General features: G+C 68.3%; 15 protein-coding genes. 10 read left to right on the top strand and 5 right to left on the bottom strand.

The features are described 5' to 3' along the window. Positions 1–37: 37 nt before the first annotated feature. The 3 genes from DVR07_RS01455 to DVR07_RS01445 are packed head-to-tail and all read right to left on the bottom strand — an operon-like array spanning position 38 to position 5,075. A complete protein-coding gene (locus tag DVR07_RS01455) occupies positions 38–1,153 on the bottom strand; it encodes a segregation and condensation protein A (RefSeq protein WP_115796271.1) in 1,116 nt (371 codons plus the stop codon). Further along, positions 1,146–4,733, bottom strand: a complete 3,588-nt coding sequence (gene smc / locus DVR07_RS01450) for a chromosome segregation protein SMC (RefSeq protein ID WP_115795006.1) — start codon at positions 4,731–4,733, stop codon at positions 1,146–1,148. The genes DVR07_RS01455 and smc overlap by 8 nt, the downstream gene beginning before the upstream one ends. A gap of 24 nt (positions 4,734–4,757) precedes the next feature. Continuing rightward, complete coding sequence (locus DVR07_RS01445; RefSeq protein WP_115795005.1) at positions 4,758–5,075, bottom strand: DUF7518 family protein; 318 nt, start codon at positions 5,073–5,075, stop codon at positions 4,758–4,760. Between the two features lie 199 nt (positions 5,076–5,274). Between DVR07_RS01445 and gatB the strand changes: the two genes are divergently transcribed. Then, entirely contained in the window at positions 5,275–6,762 is a 1,488-nt protein-coding gene (gene gatB / locus DVR07_RS01440) for an Asp-tRNA(Asn)/Glu-tRNA(Gln) amidotransferase subunit GatB (RefSeq protein ID WP_115795004.1), read from the top strand. 135 nt (positions 6,763–6,897) lie between these two features. Here gatB and DVR07_RS01435 read toward each other — a convergent pair whose 3' ends face one another. Further along, complete coding sequence (locus DVR07_RS01435) at positions 6,898–7,470, bottom strand: response regulator (protein ID WP_115795003.1); 573 nt, start codon at positions 7,468–7,470, stop codon at positions 6,898–6,900. 664 nt (positions 7,471–8,134) lie between these two features. Between DVR07_RS01435 and DVR07_RS01430 the strand changes: the two genes are divergently transcribed. Together DVR07_RS01430 and DVR07_RS01425 are read left to right on the top strand one after the other, a co-directional pair. Beyond that, positions 8,135–10,687 carry a DNA topoisomerase I gene (locus DVR07_RS01430; RefSeq protein WP_115795002.1) on the top strand — a complete coding sequence of 851 codons (2,553 nt, stop codon included), beginning with the start codon at positions 8,135–8,137 and terminating at the stop codon, positions 10,685–10,687. A 175-nt stretch (positions 10,688–10,862) separates the two neighbouring features. After that, positions 10,863–11,588, top strand: a complete 726-nt coding sequence (locus tag DVR07_RS01425; RefSeq protein ID WP_115795001.1) for a phosphoglycerol geranylgeranyltransferase — start codon at positions 10,863–10,865, stop codon at positions 11,586–11,588. A 72-nt stretch (positions 11,589–11,660) separates the two neighbouring features. On the opposite strand, the gene DVR07_RS21280 is transcribed toward DVR07_RS01425, so the two are convergent. Next, a complete protein-coding gene (locus DVR07_RS21280) occupies positions 11,661–11,873 on the bottom strand; it encodes a hypothetical protein (protein WP_162829397.1) in 213 nt (70 codons plus the stop codon). 247 nt (positions 11,874–12,120) lie between these two features. On the opposite strand from DVR07_RS21280, the gene DVR07_RS01420 reads away from it, so the two are divergent. The 7 genes from DVR07_RS01420 (at position 12,121) to DVR07_RS01390 (ending at position 18,385) form a co-directional block, all read left to right on the top strand. Then, a complete protein-coding gene (locus DVR07_RS01420; protein WP_115795000.1) occupies positions 12,121–13,107 on the top strand; it encodes an ABC transporter ATP-binding protein in 987 nt (328 codons plus the stop codon). Beyond that, a complete protein-coding gene (locus DVR07_RS01415) occupies positions 13,100–13,900 on the top strand; it encodes an ABC transporter permease subunit (RefSeq protein ID WP_115794999.1) in 801 nt (266 codons plus the stop codon). The genes DVR07_RS01420 and DVR07_RS01415 overlap by 8 nt, the downstream gene beginning before the upstream one ends. Positions 13,901–13,920: 20 nt before the next feature. Continuing rightward, the gene (locus DVR07_RS01410) at positions 13,921–14,532 is read left to right on the top strand and encodes a TetR/AcrR family transcriptional regulator (protein WP_115794998.1); all 612 of its coding nucleotides are present in this window, start codon (positions 13,921–13,923) and stop codon (positions 14,530–14,532) included. A 167-nt stretch (positions 14,533–14,699) separates the two neighbouring features. Further along, positions 14,700–16,001, top strand: coding sequence for an aspartate--tRNA(Asn) ligase (aspS, locus tag DVR07_RS01405; RefSeq protein ID WP_115794997.1), 1,302 nt, complete (start codon positions 14,700–14,702; stop codon positions 15,999–16,001). Positions 16,002–16,208: 207 nt separating this feature from the next. Beyond that, positions 16,209–17,054, top strand: coding sequence for a pantoate kinase (locus tag DVR07_RS01400; RefSeq protein WP_115794996.1), 846 nt, complete (start codon positions 16,209–16,211; stop codon positions 17,052–17,054). Positions 17,055–17,144: 90 nt separating this feature from the next. Beyond that, on the top strand, positions 17,145–17,522 hold the full coding sequence (locus DVR07_RS22280; protein WP_115794995.1) for an SHOCT domain-containing protein: 378 nt from the start codon (positions 17,145–17,147) through the stop codon (positions 17,520–17,522). 119 nt (positions 17,523–17,641) lie between these two features. Next, positions 17,642–18,385, top strand: a complete 744-nt coding sequence (locus tag DVR07_RS01390; protein ID WP_115794994.1) for a 4-phosphopantoate--beta-alanine ligase — start codon at positions 17,642–17,644, stop codon at positions 18,383–18,385. Positions 18,386–18,395 lie beyond the last annotated feature (10 nt).

Raw genomic sequence — 18,395 nt, 5'->3', positions numbered from 1 at the left:
GGCAGAATCGCGTCGGCGAGTGCGGCGGCGAGGTCGCCTAGTCGGCGATGGCCTCGGGGGTCTCGGTCCCGTCGGTCGCCTCGGCGTCGATGACCCAGAGGTCGCCGAACAGGTCGTCCTGCTCCAGGGTGACCGCGCCGCGGTGCGAGAGGAAGAGGATCGCCAGGAACGTCTCGATGCGCGTCCCGCCGATCTCGTCGATCTCGGCGTACAGCACCTCGTCGCGGCCCCGGTCGTAGTGGTTGCGCAGCTCCTCGCGCACCACGTCGATGACCGCCTCGATGTCCTCCTCGTGGGCCGTGCCGGTCACGTCGTCGGCCGAGGGCTCCTCGTCGACCCGCATGTCGTCGTCCATCCGGTAGTCGAGCGTCTGGGTCCCGCGCTGGAACCCCGACGGCGAGTCGCTGGTGTCGTAGCTCCGCGAGTCCTTCCACCACGACCCGCGCTCGCGCTCCCGGAGCTCGTGGACCAGCTCGTCGAGGGTCTCGGGCGTCCCGCGGGCGGTCTTGCGGTCGAGCCGGCGCTCCATCTCGTCCTCGAGCTTGGCCACCGGGTCGAAGTCCGCGAAGTCGCCGTCCGCGGGGTCCATCGGGGCGTCCGCACCCGGGCCCCACTCGTCCCACGGGTCCTCGGGCTCCTCGTCCTCGTCGTCGTCGGCCAGCATCGCGTCGCTCTTCATCCGGAGCAGCACGCTGGCGTAGAACAGCGCCCGGCCCGAGGTCCGGAGGTCGGCCCCGTCGAGCCGGTCGAGGAACTTGTCGGTCACCCGGACGATGTCGATGTCCCACGGCTCGATCTCGCCGTCCTCGGCCAGCTGGACCAGCAGCTCGACGGGTTCGGCCTCCTCGTCGGACGGGTCGGGATCCACGTCGAGTTCGTCGGACAGGATGGCGTCCGACTCGTCGACCTCGCCCTCGGATGCGTCCTGCTCGGAGTCCGATTGGGTGCCGTCGGCCGACTCGTCGTCCGCCCCGAAGGGGTCGGCCTCGTCCCCCTCGCGCTTTCGCTTCTCCTCCTCGTGACCTGCGATGTTGAGCGGAATCTCGCCGCCGTCCGTGCGCGCGTCCTTTTCGGGTCCGGATTCCGCCGGGGTCTCGTTACTCGCGGTTTCGCCGCTCGTATCCCGAGATTCCTCCGGAATCTTGCTAGTCATCGGCGGGTACCTCCTCGTCGCCGTCGCCGTCACCGAGCTGGATGCCGGTCACGGTGCTGACGTTGTCGCCCTGCATCGTGACGCCGATGGCGCGCTCGGAGCGCTCCATCATGGCCGAGCGGTGGCTGACGACGATGAACTGGGCGTCGCCCGCGAGCTCGTCGACCATCTCGCCGACCCGCTCGGCGTTCGCGGCGTCGAGGAAGGCGTCGACCTCGTCGAGCGCGTAGAACGGCGCGGGGTTGTACCGCTGGATGGCGAAGATGAACGCGAGCGCGGTCAGGCTCTTCTCGCCGCCCGACATCGCGTCGAGGCGCTGGATGGGCTTGTCGGCCGGCTGGGCCTTCATCGTGAGCCCGCCCTCGAAGGGGTCCTCGGGGTCCTCGAGGTGGAGGTCGCCGGTCCCGTTCGAGAGCCGCTCGAAGATGTCCTGGAACTGGTCGTCGATGGCCTCGTAGGCGTCCATGAACGTCGCCTTCTTCTGGTCCTCGTAGGAGTCGATGCGATCGCGGATGGCCTCCCGCTCCTCGACGAGCACCGACTTGCGCTCCTCGATGTCGTCGAGGTCGGACTTCACGTCGTCGTACTCGTCGATGGCGAGCATGTTGACCGGTTCGAGCTCCTCCATCTGGCGCTCGAGGCGCTCGATGTTCTTCTCGACCTCCTTGAGGTCGGGAATCTCGTCGGCCTCGTACTCGCCGACCTCCGCCTCGAGCTCGGCGACGTCCTCCTCCAGCCGCTCTTCGCTGCGCCGGAGGCTCTCGAGGCGGTTCTCGACCGTCTCGACCTCGTTCTGCTTCTCGTCGCGGGCCTGCTGGGCCTCCCGGAGGTCGTCCTTGACGTCCTGGCGGTCGTCCTTGAGGTCGGCGAGCTCGTCCTCGAGTTCGGCGACCGCCTCGCGCTTCTCCTCGAGCAGCGACTCCTGGTCGTCGATCTTGCTCTCGAGGTCGGCGATCTTCTCCTCCTGCTCGGCCTTCCGGTTCTGGGCCGTCTCGATGTCGTCGTGGAGGTCCTCGATGGCCTCCTCGGCGTACTGCTTCTCGAGCTGGAGCTCGTTGAGCTCGCCGTCGAGCTCGTCGACGCGGTCCTCGAGGTCGTCGATGTCGCCCTCGATATCCTCGGCCTCGGCGGTGAGCTCCGGAATCCGGGAGTCCTGGAGCTCGGTCTCCAGCTCCGCGATGGCGGCCTCGACCTCGGCGATGGCGTCGTCGCGCTCGTCGATCCGCTCCTCGACCTCGGCCATCTGCTCGTTGACCTCCTCGCGCTCGGCCGCCAGCTCCTCGAGTTCGGCCTCGAGCTCGTCGATGCGCTCCTCGGCGTCGGTCAGCTCCGCCTCGGTTCGCTCGACGTCCGACTCGATGGACCGGACCTGGTCGGTGGCGTCGCTCTTGCGGTCGCGGGCGTCGTCGAGCCGGTCCTCGACGTCTCGGACGTCCTCCCGGATCGACCGGCGCTCGTCCTCGAGCTCGTTGATGCGCTGGGCGACCCGCTCGAGCTGGCCCTCGCCGGACTTCGAGAACGAGTAGCGCGACCCGGACTTCGACCCGCCGGTCATCGCGCCGCTCTTCTCGACCAGTTCGCCCTCCAGGGTCACCAGCCGGTAGTCGCCCATCAGGTCGCGGGCGGTCTCCATGTCCTCGACGACCAGCGTGTCGCCGAGCACGTAGGCGAACACGCCCGCGTACTCGGAGTCGAAGTCCACGAGGTTGTACGCGAAGTCCACCACGCCGGGCATCGAGGGCGCCGACGGGAGGTTTCGCGTGTGCATCTCGGTCAGCGGGAGGAACGTCGCCCGGCCGGCGTTCCGAGACTTGAGGTGCTCGATGCAGCGCTGGCCGACGCCGTCGTCGTCCACGACGACGTTGGCGAGCCGGCCGCCGGCCGCCGTCTCGCAGGCGGTGGCGTGCTTCCCGGCGACGCTGCCGAGCTGGGCGACCGCGCCGTGGACGCCCTCCATGCCGGCGTTCAGGACGGTCGAGACCGCCCGACCGAACGAGGAGTCGCCGCTCTGGTCGGCCTTCGCCTCGAGCTCGGCGTACTCCTGCTGCTTGGCCTGGATCTCGTCCTCGACGTCGTCGAGGTCGTCCTGGAGCTCGCGCTTCTCCTGTTTTAAGTCCTCGACGACGTCGTCTATCTGAGCGCGGTTGCGCTCGGCCTTCGCCAGCTCGTCCTCCAGGTCGTCGAGCTTGGTCTCCAGTTCCGGAATGGACTCGCGCGCCTCGTCGAGTTCCTGCTCCTTCTCGCTCTCGGCGTTCGACCGCCGCCGGGCCTCGTCGACGAGTCGGTCCTTCTCGCGCTGGAGGTCGTTCTTCTCGCTCTTGTGCTCCTCGAGTTCGTCCTTGCGCTCGGCGAGGTCGGCCTTCACCTCGTCGTACTCCGTGTCGATGGCGTCGATCTCCGCCTCGACCTCCGCGAGTTCGGACTCCTTCTCCTGGACGTCGGCCTTGACCGAGGACTTCTCGATCTTGATGTCGCGGATGTCGCCCTCGAGCTCCTCGACGTCCTCCTGCTTGCGGTCGATCTCCACGAACGCCTGCCGTCGGGTGTTCTCGGCGTCCTGGATCTTCTCCTCGGCCGACTCGATGGCGTCCTCGAGCCGCGAGATCTCGCCCTTGACCTCCTCTATCTCGCTCTTGATGCGGAGCTGCTCGTCCTCGCCTTTCCGTTCGATTTCGGCGTTGAGCTCCTCCAGCTCGTCCTCGAGCCGGATGACCTTGCCCTGGCGTTCGTCTAACTCCTGCTGGAGGTCGGCCAGTTCGTCCTTCCGGTCTGCGATGTCCTCGCGGGTGTGCGCGAGGTCCTCGCGCTTCTCCTCGAGCTCGGCGGCCCTGAGGTGGCCCTCGTACTCCTGCTTCTCGTCGCGCAGGCCCTGGTACTCCAGGGCGGTCTCGCGCTCGTCGGCCAGCTGGTCGAGCCGCTCCTGCTTCTCCTCGATCCGGAGCTCGGCCTCGTCGATGCGCTCTTTGACGGTCTCGAGCTCCGCCAGGGCGTCCTCCTTCTTCGCGTCGAACTCCGCGACGCCGGCGATCTCGTCGATGATCTGGCGGCGCTCGTGGGGCGTCATGTTGATGATCTCGGTCACGTCACCCTGCATGACCACGTTGTACCCCTCCGGCGTCACCCCGGCCTGCGCCAGCAGGTCCTGGATGTCCGAGAGGTTGACCGACCGCCCGTTGAGGTAGTAGTAGGAGTAGTAGTTGTCGTCGGTCTCCTTGACCCGGCGCTTGATGGTGATCTCGTCGACGGCGTCGACGTTCTCCGACCCCGCGGCGTTGACCACCTGCGCACGCTCGAGCACGCCGTCGCTGTTGTCCAGCACGACCTCGACGCTGGCCTCCCGCGTCCCGTTCGACTCCTCGCTACTGTCGGCGTGGCCGGGATTGTAGATGAGGTCGGTCAGCTTCTCGGCGCGGATGCCCCGCGTCCGGGCCAGGCCCAGCGCGAACAGGACGCTGTCGATGATGTTGCTCTTCCCCGAGCCGTTCGGACCCGAAACGGTCGTGAAATCCTCGTAGAACGGAATCTCGGTGCGTCGTCCGAAGCTCTTGAAGTTATCCAGGACGAGCTTTTTGATGTGCATGGTTGCTCGTACGTGGGGCTCCCGTCAGGCGACGATGATGTCGTCGCCCAACCCGGAGTCCTCCCCCGTCTCGTCTTCTTCCTGGGACTCGTCGCTTTTAGCCTCGTCGTTCTCGGCGTTTCGGCCGCGAGCGTCGGTCTGCTCCGTCGTCGTGGACTGTTGGGCTCCCGACCCGCTCGCCGCCGAAGCCGAGCCGTCGGTCGCCGCGTCGGCCGCGGCCCCCTCGAGCGTCTCGAGCCGGTCGTGGACCTCCACCAGCTCCTCGGTCAGTCCGTGTACGGTCGCCTCGAGTCGCTCGACCTTCGATTCGAGTTCCTCGACGCGCTCGTCTTGGTCGCTCATGTCCGTGATGGCCCACGGCAGGACCATAAACGTACGTCAGACGAATGTAGTAATTTTTACCATATCGGCGGTGGACGGACCGCCGCGCTGCAGACGTACCAGCCGAGTTCGACAGACGACTCTGCGCCGCGCGGACCGGCGTGCGTCGTGTGACCGGCGTTCGTTAGTCTTTAGCGGCGCCGCCGCGAACGGGCGGGTAATGACTGCACAGGCTGTCCAGCAATCGGACCTCGCGGTCGTCATCGGGCTCGAGGTCCACGTCCAGCTCGAGACGGACACGAAGATCTTCTGCGGCTGTTCGACCGACGTGGCCGACGCCGAGCCGAACACCCACACATGCCCGGTGTGTCTCGGCCTGCCGGGCGCGCTGCCTGTCCTCAACGAGGCGGCCGTCGAGTCGGCGGTCAAGGTCGGCAAGGCCATCGACGCCGACATCCCCGAGGAGACCGCCTTCCATCGGAAGAACTACTTCTACCCCGACCTCCCGAAGGGGTTCCAGATCACCCAGTACGACGCGCCGATCTGCCAGGACGGCGAGCTCGAAGTGGAGGTCGAGGGCGAGCGCCGGACCGTCGGCATCCAGCGCGCCCACCTCGAGGAGGACCCGGGAAGCCTCCAGCACGCCGGCGGGAACATCGACACCGCCGACTACACCCTGGTCGACTACAACCGGGCGGGCGTCCCGCTGATGGAGATCGTGACCGAGCCCGACTTCCGGGGCGCCGAGGAGGTCCGGGCGTTCCTCGCGAAGCTCGAGGAGGTCCTGGAGTACCTCGGCGTGTTCGACAGCCAGCGCGACGGGAGCCTCCGCATCGACGCCAACCTCAGCGTGGTCGAGGCCGACGAGATCGGCGACGACGGCGCGGTCAGCGACGAGACGCTCGAGGCGGCCAACCGGACCGAGGTCAAGAACATCTCCAGCCACAAGGGCGCCGAGAAGGCGCTGTCCTACGAGGCCCAGCGCCAGAAGAACGCGGTCCAGCGCGGCCGCGAGGTCGAGCAGGAGACCCGCCACTGGGACGAGTCCCGGGGCATCACGGTCTCGATGCGCTCGAAGGAGGAGGAGAAGGACTACCGCTACTTCCGGGAGGCCGACCTGCCGCCGCTGCAGGTCAGCGACTGGAAGCAGAAGCTCGAGATCCCCGAACTCCCCGACGCCCGGCGCGAGCGCTTCCGCGAGGAGTACGACCTGAGCGCGGAGGCCGCCAGCAAGCTCACCTCCACGAAGCAGGTCGCGGACTTCTACGAGGACGTGGCCGGCGAGTACGACCCCGACCTCGCCGCGACCTGGGTCGCGGACAACCTACTGGGCGAGCTCAACTACCGCGACATGGCCGTCACGGACGTCGACGACCGGCTCGACGAGTTCAAGCGGCTGGTCGAACTCGTCGCCGACGAGGAGATCACCACCAAGAACGCCGAGGAGGTCGTGCTCCGCGAGATGCTCGACGAGGGCCACGACCCCGAGGCCATCATCGAGCGCGAGGGGCTGGGCAAGGCCGACGAGGGCGCCATCGAGGGCGCCGTCGACGAGGCCATCGACGAGAACCCCGACGCGGTCGAGGACTACCACGCCGGCGAGGGCGGCGCGCTCAACTTCCTGGTCGGCCAGGTCATGCAGAAGACCGGCGGGAGCGCCGACCCCGGGTCGGTCAACCAGCTGCTCCGCGAGCGACTGGACGAGTAGGCGGGCAGGCGGTGCGGAGGAACGTTCCGTCTCTCGCGAGGGGTGCACCGCACATCCGCCCCGACGCCCTCGCGGCAGTTCTCAGGTCACGGCCGGGCTTCGTCCCGGCCTCCGGTGTAAACGTTCGCGTCGAAGTTACTCTTCTCGCCGGGACACTTCGAGCAGGAGTCCCTGGAACGTCTCGTGGTCCTCGAACGAGACCGCGTCCTCGAGGTCGCGTTCGAGTTCACGGAGTTCCGCTTCGAGCTCCGCGAACGTCTCGCTCTCCGCCAGCTCGTGTCGCGGTCGCTCGGCGGTCAGGGCGGCGTGTTTCGAGGCGAGCGCGTAGTACCGGTCGAGCCCGTCGACGTAGTCGGCCCGCGCCAGCAGCGACTCGACCGTCTCGCGCAGTTGCTCGCCCGAGACGGGTTTGGTGACGTAGTCGTCGAACGGCATGTCGATGATGTCGTACCCCGGCGCGACCGCGGTGAGCATCGCGACGCGGCAGTCGACGTCGCGCTCCCGGACCACCTGCAGCACGTCGTCGCCGCTCGCTCCGGGCATCCGCCTGTCGAGGAGGACGACGTCGACGCCGTCGCCGCGACGGTCGAGTATCGAGAGCGCCTCCGACCCGTCGTGGGCGACGAGCACCTCGTACTCCGACAGCCACGACTCGTAGACGTCCGTGAGCGAGGGTTCGTCGTCGACGAGCAGCACGGTCGCGGTCATCTGCCACCCCCGGCGGCGCGACAGGGGCGGTGAGACCGCGCATCCGCCCGGGAGGTCCGCCTGTCTGCGTTCTCCGGCGCGCCGACGACGCCGTTCCGTCGAAGCGGGAGGCTCGTCAGTTCGGGGTTGACGACCGAAGCGAGCGTCGCCGCGACGGGGAAAGTGGCGTCGGCGGACATCGTTCAGTGTTCGTTGGGAGTCGATATCCACATAATATAACCGTTTCCCATCTTATCTCGTTTGATAATCAGCCGGAGAATATTTCGTACTTTTCTTTATTTAATTTACATTATTTATACCAGACACGATTTTGGCGCGAACCGTTGCGGCCCCGCTGGCTCTTTATCTGCAGCGACATCCGCGTTCGGTGTGCGACGCGACGGACGCGCCGGAGGCGCCGGCATCGTGCAGGTTGGCTCCTTTGGGGCACAGTCCCGGTTACGGCGCTGCCGGTCGACTGTCCCGACCTGCGCGTGCGTTCGACTCGCATCGAGCGCACGCTCCACCGCGATCGACCGCGTGCATCGAAGACCGCCGCCCTCCCGCGATTTCCTCGGCGAAAGCTTTACCCACTCACTTGTCCTACCGAGGACACGATGACCGACGAGCGACTCCCGGAGCGCCCCCTGCGCTGCGGGCGGACCCCCGGACCCGGAGGTGAGGTATGGAGCTGATAATCACCGAGAAGGACAACGCGGCCAGGCGCATCGCCGACATCCTGAGCGGCGAGTCGGCCGACGCCGAGCGCAAGAACGGCGTCAACGTCTACAAGTGGGGCGGCCGGCGCTGCATCGGCCTGTCGGGCCACGTGGTGGGCGTCGACTTCCCCGACGAGTACAACGACTGGCGCGACGTCGAACCGGTCGAACTCATCGACGCGCCCATCGAGAAGAAGGCCACCAAGGAGAACATCGTCCGGACGCTCCGCGTGCTGGCCCGGAAGGCCGACCAGGTGACCATCGCGACCGACTACGACCGAGAGGGCGAACTCATCGGCAAGGAGGCCTGGGAGCTCGTCCGCGAGGTCAACGACGAGGTGCCCATCCGCCGGGTCCGGTTCTCCTCCATCACCCAGAACGAGGTCACCGAGGCGTTCGAGAACCCCGACGAGCTCGACTTCGACCTCGCGGCCGCGGGCGAGGCCCGCCAGGAGATCGACCTCATCTGGGGCGCGGCGCTCACGCGGTTCCTCTCGCTGTCCGCCCGGCAGCTGGGCGAGGACTTCATCTCGGTCGGCCGGGTCCAGTCGCCGACGCTGAAGCTCATCGTGGACCGCGAGCGCGAGATCGAGGCGTTCGACCCCGAGGACTACTGGGAGCTGTTCGCCGACCTGCTGAAGGACACCGCCGAGGAAACCTCGGCGAGCCGCTCGGAAGCCGGAGCTTCCGAGGATGCGGACGACGAGACCGTCGAGTTCGAGGCCCAGTACTTCTACCGCGACGAGGACGACAACGAGGCCGAGCGCGTCTGGGACGGGGAGACCGCCCAGGCCGTCTTCGAGGCGCTCGAATCCGCGAGCGCGGCGACCGTCGACCGGGTCAACCGACGAACCCGGACCGACGACCCGCCGGCGCCGTTCAACACCACGCAGTTCATCCGCGCGGCGGGCAGCCTGGGCTACTCGGCCCAGCAGGCCATGAGCATCGCCGAGGACCTCTACACCGCGGGGTACATGACCTACCCGCGGACCGACAACACTGTCTACCCCGACGACCTCGACCCCGAGGAGCTGCTCGACGCGTTCTCGGGCGACTACCACTTCGGCGACGACGCCGACGACCTGCTCGACCTCGACGACATCGAACCCACCGAGGGCGACGAGGAGACCACCGACCACCCGCCGATCCACCCGACCGAGGACATCCCGACGAAGGGCGAGCTGAGCGACGACGAGTGGGAGATCTACGAGCTCGTCGTGCGGCGGTTCTTCGCCACGGTCGCCGAGTCCGCCACCTGGGAGCACCTCAAGGTGGTCACGGCGGTCGGCGACCACAAGCTCAAGTCCAACGGCAAGCGGCTCCTGAAGGAGGGCTACCACGCGGTCTACCCCTACTTCAACACCTCGGAGAACTACGTCCCGGACGTGACCGAGGGCGAGGAGTTGGCGCTGACCGAGGCCCGCATCGAGGACAAGCAGACCCAGCCGCCCCGCCGGTACGGTCAGTCGCGGCTCATCGAGACCATGGAGAAGATGGGCATCGGGACGAAGTCGACCCGTCACAACACCATCGAGAAGCTCTACGACCGCGGCTACATCGAGGGCGACCCGCCCCGGCCGACCCAGCTTGCGGACGCGGTCGTCACGGCCGCCGAGGAGTTCGCCGACCTCGTGGTCAGCGAGGAGATGACCCGCGAACTCGAGCAGGACATGACCGCCATCGCGGAGGGCGAGGCCGACCTGAGCGAGGTGGCCGACGAGTCCCGCGAGTACCTCCAGCAGGTGTTCGACGAGCTCCGGTCCTCGCGCGAGGAGGTCGGCGACCTGCTCCAGGAGTCGCTGAAGGCCGACAAGACCCTCGGCCCCTGCCCCGAGTCGGACCACGAGCTGCTCGTGCGCCAGAGCCGAAACGGCTCGTACTTCGTGGGCTGCGACGGCTACCCCGACTGCGAGTACACCCTGCCGCTGCCGAACACGGGTAAGCCCCTCATCCTCGACGAGGAGTGCGAGGACCACGGCCTCCGCCACGTCAAGATGCTGGCGGGCCGCCAGACGTTCGTCCACGGCTGCCCGCTCTGCAAGGCCGAGGAGGCCGAGGAGCAGGACGACGAAGTGATCGGGGAGTGTCCCGAGTGCGGTGACGAGGAAGGGGGAGAGCTCGCCATCAAGCACCTCCAGAACGGCTCGCGGCTGGTCGGCTGCACCCGGTACCCCGACTGCGACTACTCGCTGCCGCTCCCGCGCCGGGGCGACATCGAGGTCACCGACGAGCGCTGCGAGGAGCACGACCTGCCCGAACTCGTCGTCCACAGCGGCGACGAACCGTGGGAACTGGGCTGTCCCATCTGCAACTACCGGGAGTTCCAGGCCCGACAGAGCGAGTCGGGCAGCGACCTCGAATCGCTCGAGGGCATCGGGTCGAAGACCGCCGAGAAGCTCTCGGCCGCCGGCATCGAGAGCATCGAGGACCTGAAGGACGCCGAGGTCGAGACGGTCGCGGCGGAGGTGGCCGGGGTCAGCGAGGACAGACTGCGAGGGTGGCAGGCGAAGGCGGACTGACTCCCACTTTTTGCTGCGCTCGCGGAGCAATGCGGTGTACTCTCGTGGGAAGTTCGGACGAGAGAACCCCGAGGACAGCGACTCTCGATATCGAAGCGGTCGGCGGACAGACGCGACTTCCTCACGAGAGGCGGTTCCGAAGAGGTTTTAGCGAGCAGTACGGTTAACACGAATAATGACTACAGCACCGTGGGGCGACTGGGAACACATCGTCAAGCTGGACCCGGACAAGACCCTCGTCGAGGGCGAGACCTTCGAGGACGTCTGCCGGACCGGCACCGACGCCCTCGAGATCGGCGGCACGCTCGACATGACCCAGGAGAAGATGCAGCGGGTCATCGACGCCTGCGCGAAGTACGACGTTCCGCTGTATCAGGAACCGAGCAATCCGGCGGTCGTCGTGAACCACGACGCGCTCGACGGCTACCTCGTGCCGACCGTGCTGAACGCGGGCGACATCGCCTGGACCACCGGCTTCCACAAGGAGTGGGTGAAGTCCAGCGACGTCGACTGGACGCAGACGACCACCGAGGCGTACGTCATCATGAACCCCGACGCCAGCGTCGCCGACCTCACCGACGCCGAGTGCGACCAGACGCCCGAGGACGTCGCGGCCTACGCCGAGGTCGCCGAGCAGATGTACGGCCAGGAGATAATCTACGTCGAGTACTCGGGCACCTTCGGCGACCCCGCGGTCGTCGAGGCCGCCGCCGACGCGCTCGAGGCGGCGACGCTGTTCTACGGCGGCGGCATCCACGACTACGACTCGGCCAGGACGATGGCCGAACACGCCGACGTCGTCGTGGTCGGCGACCTCGTCCACGACGAGGGGTGCGACGCCGTCCGCGAGACCGTCGAGGGCGCGAACGACGCCGAGGCGGCCGCACCGGAGTCGGTGTAGGGACCAGTCCGCGACACCTCGGGCGTGCGTTCCCGGCGAAGAACGACCGGAATCTGTTTATCGCGGGTCAGTTCAGATGTCGAACCCCGATTCGAGGGTCTCCGCGAGTTTCTCGCACCGGGCCCGCTTCCACGGGGTGATGTCCTCGCGCGCGTACCATCGCAGCGCCTCGGCGATCTGTGCGGCCTCGCCGTTCCGGAGTGCGACCTCCGTCTTCGCCATCGAGCGCTCGACGTCGCGTGCGGCGGGTCGTGTCGTCTGAACCGTCCGTGGGTCACCTGACATGGGAATCCTAACCTCGTGAGTCGACCGACAACATCTGCTTAACCCCGTATCGACTTCGTTATACGTCGCCTGACTCCCCACAGGCCCGGCCTGTGCCCCCGGTCGGCGGTCGACCAGCCTCCGGTGCGAGGCACCGAGATCCGCCATCGTTGGGCGTATTTTACCCGTCCTGAGGATTTTCAGCCACTCGTGAACGAATAATCGAACCATTCATCTATTCACGGTTCGAAGCTGTAGACGTGATGTTATGAGCGCCATCGAGACCAGCGGGCTGACGAAGTACTACGGCGACACCCGCGGCATCGAGGACCTCTCGCTGTCGGTCCGCGAGGGCGAGGTGTTCGGCTTCCTCGGCCCCAACGGCGCGGGCAAGACCACGACCATCCGGACCCTGCTGGGGTTCGTCGAGCCGACCGGCGGGTCCGCGACGGTGCTGGACCGGGACGTGACCGACGAGGCCGCCCTCATCGAGGCCAAGCGCCGCGTCGGCTACCTGCCGAGCAACCCCGGCTTCGACGAGGACGTGACCGGCCGGCGGCTGGTCCGGTACCACGACGACCTCAAGGGCGACGAGCGCAGCGACGAGCTCCTCGAGGTGTTCGACGCGCCCGTCGACCGGGAGATCGGCGAGTACTCCACCGGAAACCGCCAGAAGCTCGCGCTGGTGCTCGCGTTCATGCACGACCCCGACCTCGTCGTCATGGACGAGCCGACCGCGGGGCTCGACCCCCTGATGCAGGAGCGGCTCTACGAGTTCATCGAGGACGAGCGCGAGCGGGGGACGACGTTCTTCTTCTCCAGCCACGTCCTGAGCGAGGTCCGGCGGGTCTGCGACCGCGTGGGCATCATCCGAGAGGGCCGGCTGGTGGCGATGGAGGGCGTCGAGGAACTGCTCGACCGGAGCGGCAAGCGCGTCCGAGTCAGCGTGGAGGGGTCGCTCGACCCGGCGGACTTCGACCTCCCCGGCGTCCACGACCTCGACGCGGGCGACGGCGAGGCCGCGTTCATGTTCACGGGCGAGTACGACGCTCTGCTGGACCACCTCCGGAACTACAGCGTCCGCGACCTCGAGATCGAGGAGGCGCCGCTCGAGGACGTGTTCATGAAGTTCTACGACGGCGACGCCGCGCCGGGCGCGGGCAAGGACGACGCCGGAGCGACCGGGACGCCCGCCGAGACCGCCGCGTCCGCGGAGGTCGACGGCGAACCGGCCGGAGGGCAGACCGATGCTTGAGATCGCCGGCTACGAGTCCGAGCGACGCATCAAGGGCACGCTCGTGCTCGCGGTCCTGCTGGCGGTGATGTCGGTGCTGTTCGTCGGTCTCTTCCCGTCGATCGCCTCGTCGGGCGTCGACTTCGAGGCCTACCTGGAGAGCCTGCCGCCGGCGATGCGGGCGGCGTTCGGCGCGACAGGGGCGGTCGCGTTCACGACCATCGAAGGCTTCCTGGCGATAGAGCTCTACCAGTTCTTCTGGCTGTTGATGCTGGGCATCTACGCCGCCTACGTCGGCGGCGGGCTGATCGCGGGCGACGTCGAGCGCGACCGGATGGACGTGCTGCTCGCGGCGCCGGTCGCCCGACGCCGGGTGGTGGTCGAGAAGTTCCTCTCGCTGGTGCCGGTCGTGGTCGCGCTCAACCTCGTGGTGGGCGCGGCGGTGTACGCCACCGTCCTCGCCGTCGGCGAGTCCATCTCGGTCGCTGACCTCGCCGCGGTCCACCTGCTGTCGATCCCGTACCTGCTCGCCTGCGGGGCCGTCGGCCTCGTGCTTTCGGTCGTCTTCGACGCCTCGGACGTGGCCAAGCGGGGCGGCCTCGGCGCGGTCTTCGGGCTGTTCCTGCTCGAGACCGTCAGTCAGTCGGCCGACGTGGCGTGGCTCGGAGCGGTCAGCCCGACGCGCTACTACGACCCGACCGCCGTCCTGGTGCGGGGCGAGTACGACTGGTTGGGCGCGGTAATCCTGCTCGCCGGCGCGGCTGCGCTGGTCGCGGCCAGCGCGTGGTGGTTCCGGAGGAAAGATATCGCGTGACGCTGTCGGGGGGCATCTGAGTGCGGGGCTTCGACGACGACGAGCGCGAGCGCATCCGGCGCCAGCTCCGGGAGACCGGTCGAGAGCTGTTCGGGCGCTACGGGCTCGACAAGACCACCATCGCGGACCTCACCGGGCCGGCGGGCATCGCCAACGGGACGTTCTACCGGTTCTACGACTCGAAGGAGCAGCTCTACTTCGAGATCCTGCGCGAGGAGGGCGAGCGCCTCGCCGCGGAGATCGTCGCCGACTCCTTCGAGGCCCACGACGACCCCGAGGACGCCATCGTCGCGTTCCTCACCGGCATCTGCGAGGCCATGGAGACCGAGCCGCTCGTCAGGCGGCTGGTCGTGGACGACGACCTCTCGCGGCTGATGGCCCAGTTCAGCGACGAGGAACTCCGCGAGGAGCAGACCGAGTCCCTGGGCTACGTGGTGCCCTACGTCGAGCGCTGGCAGGCCGAGGGTCGGTTCCGGGAGGGCGACCCCGAGGTCCTGGCGGCCGCGATGGGCGTGGTGAAGTTCGTCGCGTACCACAGGGACGCGTTCCACGACGAGGCGTTCTACCGGGCGGTCCGGGACGCGCTCATCGAGGCTGTCGCGGCCGGGTTGACCCGGACGGACGGAGAGTAGCGGGTCAGTTCCTCCGGCGAACTGCTCCCTTGTCGGAGGGAAGCAGTCCGGAGGCTCCCACAGAGTGTCTCAGTATCGAACCTCGAACAGGCCTATTGCAGCCGGCGCGACAGTTCCGTCCGGCTCGAATGACCGCGTTTAAGAACGCCCCGCGAGAATTCGGGGGTATGGAACATCGAACGTACACGGCGGACGCCGAACCCGGCGACACGGTCACCGTGGCCGGGTGGGCCCACGAGATCCGCGACCTCGGTGGCATCGCGTTCCTCATCGTCCGGGACACGACCGGCAAGATTCAGGTCAAGTTCGAGAAGGACGAGATGGACGACGACCTCGTCGAGACCGGGACGGAGGTCAACCGCGAGAGCGTCGTGACGGTCACCGGCGACGTCGAGGAGGAGGAGCGCGCCCCGACCGGCGTCGAGATCGTGCCCGACTCCGTGGAGGTCGTCGCCGAGGCCGACCCCGAACTCCCGCTGGACCCCTCGGGGAAGGTCGACGCCGACCTCTCGACGCGTCTGGACAACCGGACGCTGGACCTCCGGAAGGACGAGACCAAGGCCATCTTCGAGATCCGCGCCGAGGTGCTGCGGTCGGTCCGCGAGGCCTTCCGCGACCTGGGCTGCACCGAGATCAACACGCCGAAGATCGTCGCCACCGGGACCGAGGGCGGCACCGAGCTGTTCCCCATCACCTACTTCGGCCAGGAGGCGTTCATGAACCAGTCGCCCCAGCTGTTCAAGCAGCTGATGGTCGGCTCCGGCCTCGAGCGCGTCTTCGAGATCGGCCCGATCTTCCGCGCCGAGGAGCACAACACGCCCCGCCACCTCAACGAGGCGACCTCCATCGACTTCGAGAGCGCCTTCTACGACCACGAGGACGCGATGGACGCCTGCGAGACCATCGTGCGGGCCGCCTACGAGGGCGTCGCCGAGAACTGCCAGCACGAACTCGAGGCGCTGGGCTACGAGGACTTCGAGGCGCCCGAGGGCGAGTTCCCGCGACTCAGCTACGAGGAGGCCATCGAGCGCATCAACGCCACCGGCGAGCTCGACGAGCAGCTGGTCTGGGGCGACGACCTGCCCACCGAGGGCGAGAAGGCGCTGGGCGACGAGGTCGGGGGCCACTACTTCATCACCGACTGGCCCAGCGAGATCAAGCCGTTCTACATCAAGGACCACGACGACGACGCCCAGCTCTCGACGGGCTTCGACCTGATGCACCCGAACATGGAGCTGGTCTCGGGCGGGCAGCGCGAGCACCGCTACGACCGGCTCGTCGAGGGCTTCGAGCAGCAGGGGCTCGACCCCGACGCGTTCGAGTACTACACCAAGATGTTCAAGTACGGCATGCCGCCCCACGCCGGCTGGGGCCTCGGCGGCGAGCGCCTGGTCATGACGATGCTCGGCCTGGAGAACATCCGCGAAGCGGTGCTGTTCCCGCGGGATCGCCAACGTCTGAGTCCGTAGCCGAAGACGTTGGGAGCCGGCGAGACGAGCGAAGTGAGTCTCGCAGGACCGCCAGCGGCTGAGCCCCTGAGCTGACGACTCGTTTTTCGGAACTCATCGGTGACAGTGTCGGACGTGCGTCAAACCGCAGGATTCGGAAGTCCCTGACGGCCCGGACGACGGACGCGGAATAAAAACGTTATACGCCCCGACTCGCAAGACCGGTACATGAGCGACGACTCGTCGCGGGCGTTCGTGCCGGGCCACGTCACCGGCTTCTTCAGCGTCCACGACGCCGACGACCCCGAGCAGGCGGGCTCGCGCGGCGCGGGGCTGACCCTCTCGGACGGCGTGACCGTCGACGTGGAGCCCGCGGAGGACACCTCGATGCAGTTGAACGACGAACCCGCCGCGGTCGAGGCCGTGACCCGCGTGCTCGCGGCGCTCGGCGTCGACGCGCGGGTGACCGCCCGGACCGACCTTCCGGTGGGCGCCGGCTTCGGCGTCTCCGGAGCGGCCGCGCTCGGGACCGCGCTGGCCGCGAACGACGCCTGCGACTGCGGGCGCTCGGCGAACGAACTCGTCGCGGTCGCCCACGCCGCGGAGGTCGAGGCCGGGACCGGGCTGGGCGACGTTGTGGCCCAGGCCCGCGGCGGCGCTCCGATCCGGCTCGACCCCGGATCGCCAGAGTACAACCGGCTCGACGGCGTCCCCGCCCGGAGCCGGGTCGAGTACCTGACCCTGGGCGAGCGCTCGACCGAGGCGGTGCTGTCGGGCGACACCGACCGGCTCTCGGAAGCGGGCGTCGACATGCTCGTCCGTCTGGTGGAGGAGCCGACGTTGCCCACGCTGCTGGACGCCTCCCGGGAGTTCGCCCGCGAGGCCGACCTGCTCACCGACAGCGTGCGCGATGTGCTCGACGACGTGCGGGCCGAGGGCGGCGAGGCCGCGATGGCGATGCTCGGCGAGACGGTGTTCGCGCTCGACGACGGGCTCTCGCGGGCGGGCTACGACCCCGAGGTCTGCGAGATCCACCCCTGCGGCGCTCGCCTGGAGCGCTCAAACGACGAGTGAGTCGCGGGCGGGCCCCGCGCGAATCGAGTCGCCGGGGTCGGAGACGAGGCGACGACAGCTTTTCGGCCTTGGACGGCGCGAGTGTCACGTATGAGCGAGAGCGACGCCGACGAGGCTCGCGCCCAAATAGCCGTCGGCGTCGGTACCGTGGCGATGGGACTCGTGGCCGTCGGCCTGCTCGCCGCCGGCGTCCCCTACTGGTGGATGGCGTTCCCCATCGGCGGCGGGCTAATTCCGCTCGCGCTCGGCATCGCGCGGTGGTGCGACGAGCGCAAAGAGATGGAGAGGACCGGCGACGGCAGGCAGGGAGCACTCGACGAACTCCGCGCGCGGTACGCCCGCGGCGACCTCTCGGACGAGGAGTTCGAGCATCGACTCGAGCGACTGCTGGAGACCGAGACCGTGGAGAACGCCCGCGAGTCGCTCGACGCCCGGCGGACGCCGGACCGAGAGCGCGAAATCGAGTGACTGTCCGCCGGAAAGCGAGCGCGGGAGACAGAACAACCGCCGGCCGCGGTCGCCGGGCGACGTCCGACTCGCGCTCCGCGGAACGACGCCTTTTCGGTAGCCCGCGGTAACGGTCGAGTATGACCGAGATCCCCGAGGACCACCCGCGGGCGGCGTCGCTGCGCACCCGCCACCGCATCGAGGAGGGCGTGGAACTGGGCATCACCAGCAGGCAGGGACTGGTCGCGGAGGGCCGCGGCGAGGCGTTCGACTACCTGCTCGGCGAGGAGACCGTCCCCAGCGCCGACGCGGCCGAGCGGGCGGCCGCGGCCCGACTCCTGCTGGCCGACCACCCCGTGCTCTCGGTGAACGGGAACGTCGCGGCGCTGGTGCCCGGCGAGATGGTGGAGTTGGCGGAAGCGGTCGACGCGGACCTGGAGGTCAATCTGTTCAACCGGACCGACGAGCGCATGCGGGCCATCGCCGACCACCTCCGGGACCACGGCGCCGAGGACGTCAAGGGTCTCGCGGCCGACGCCCGCATCCCGGGCCTCGACCACGAGCGCGCGAAGGTCGACGCGGACGGCATCTACGCGGCCGACGTGGTGCTGGTCCCGCTGGAGGACGGCGACCGCGCCGAGGCGCTGGCCGAGATGGGCAAGACCGAGATCGTGGTGGACCTGAATCCGCTGTCCCGTTCGCCCCAGACCGCCGCGATTCCGATCATCGACAACATCGTTCGCGCGATCCCGAACATCACGGAGCACGCACGCGAGTTGCAGGGTGCGAGCGAGGAGGAACTAGAGGAGATCGTGGCGGAGTTCGACCGCGAGACGGCACTGGAGGAAGCGGAGCGCGCGATTCGCCAGGGCGACCTCGCCTGACGAGGCCGGG

The organism is Halorussus rarus (assembly GCF_003369835.1).
GTDB lineage: Archaea > Halobacteriota > Halobacteria > Halobacteriales > Haladaptataceae > Halorussus > Halorussus rarus.
This window is presented reverse-complemented; position numbering and strand designations above follow the sequence as displayed.

Coding starts and splice junctions, on each gene's coding strand:
- DVR07_RS01455 (WP_115796271.1), bottom strand. CDS start 1,153: ATGACTAGCAAGATTCCGGAGGAATCTCGGGATACGAGCGGCGAAACC.
- smc (WP_115795006.1), bottom strand. CDS start 4,733: ATGCACATCAAAAAGCTCGTCCTGGATAACTTCAAGAGCTTCGGACGA.
- DVR07_RS01445 (WP_115795005.1), bottom strand. CDS start 5,075: ATGAGCGACCAAGACGAGCGCGTCGAGGAACTCGAATCGAAGGTCGAG.
- gatB (WP_115795004.1), top strand. CDS start 5,275: ATGACTGCACAGGCTGTCCAGCAATCGGACCTCGCGGTCGTCATCGGG.
- DVR07_RS01435 (WP_115795003.1), bottom strand. CDS start 7,470: ATGACCGCGACCGTGCTGCTCGTCGACGACGAACCCTCGCTCACGGAC.
- DVR07_RS01430 (WP_115795002.1), top strand. CDS start 8,135: ATGGAGCTGATAATCACCGAGAAGGACAACGCGGCCAGGCGCATCGCC.
- DVR07_RS01425 (WP_115795001.1), top strand. CDS start 10,863: ATGACTACAGCACCGTGGGGCGACTGGGAACACATCGTCAAGCTGGAC.
- DVR07_RS21280 (WP_162829397.1), bottom strand. CDS start 11,873: ATGTCAGGTGACCCACGGACGGTTCAGACGACACGACCCGCCGCACGC.
- DVR07_RS01420 (WP_115795000.1), top strand. CDS start 12,121: ATGAGCGCCATCGAGACCAGCGGGCTGACGAAGTACTACGGCGACACC.
- DVR07_RS01415 (WP_115794999.1), top strand. CDS start 13,100: ATGCTTGAGATCGCCGGCTACGAGTCCGAGCGACGCATCAAGGGCACG.
- aspS (WP_115794997.1), top strand. CDS start 14,700: ATGGAACATCGAACGTACACGGCGGACGCCGAACCCGGCGACACGGTC.
- DVR07_RS01400 (WP_115794996.1), top strand. CDS start 16,209: ATGAGCGACGACTCGTCGCGGGCGTTCGTGCCGGGCCACGTCACCGGC.
- DVR07_RS22280 (WP_115794995.1), top strand. CDS start 17,145: ATGAGCGAGAGCGACGCCGACGAGGCTCGCGCCCAAATAGCCGTCGGC.
- DVR07_RS01390 (WP_115794994.1), top strand. CDS start 17,642: ATGACCGAGATCCCCGAGGACCACCCGCGGGCGGCGTCGCTGCGCACC.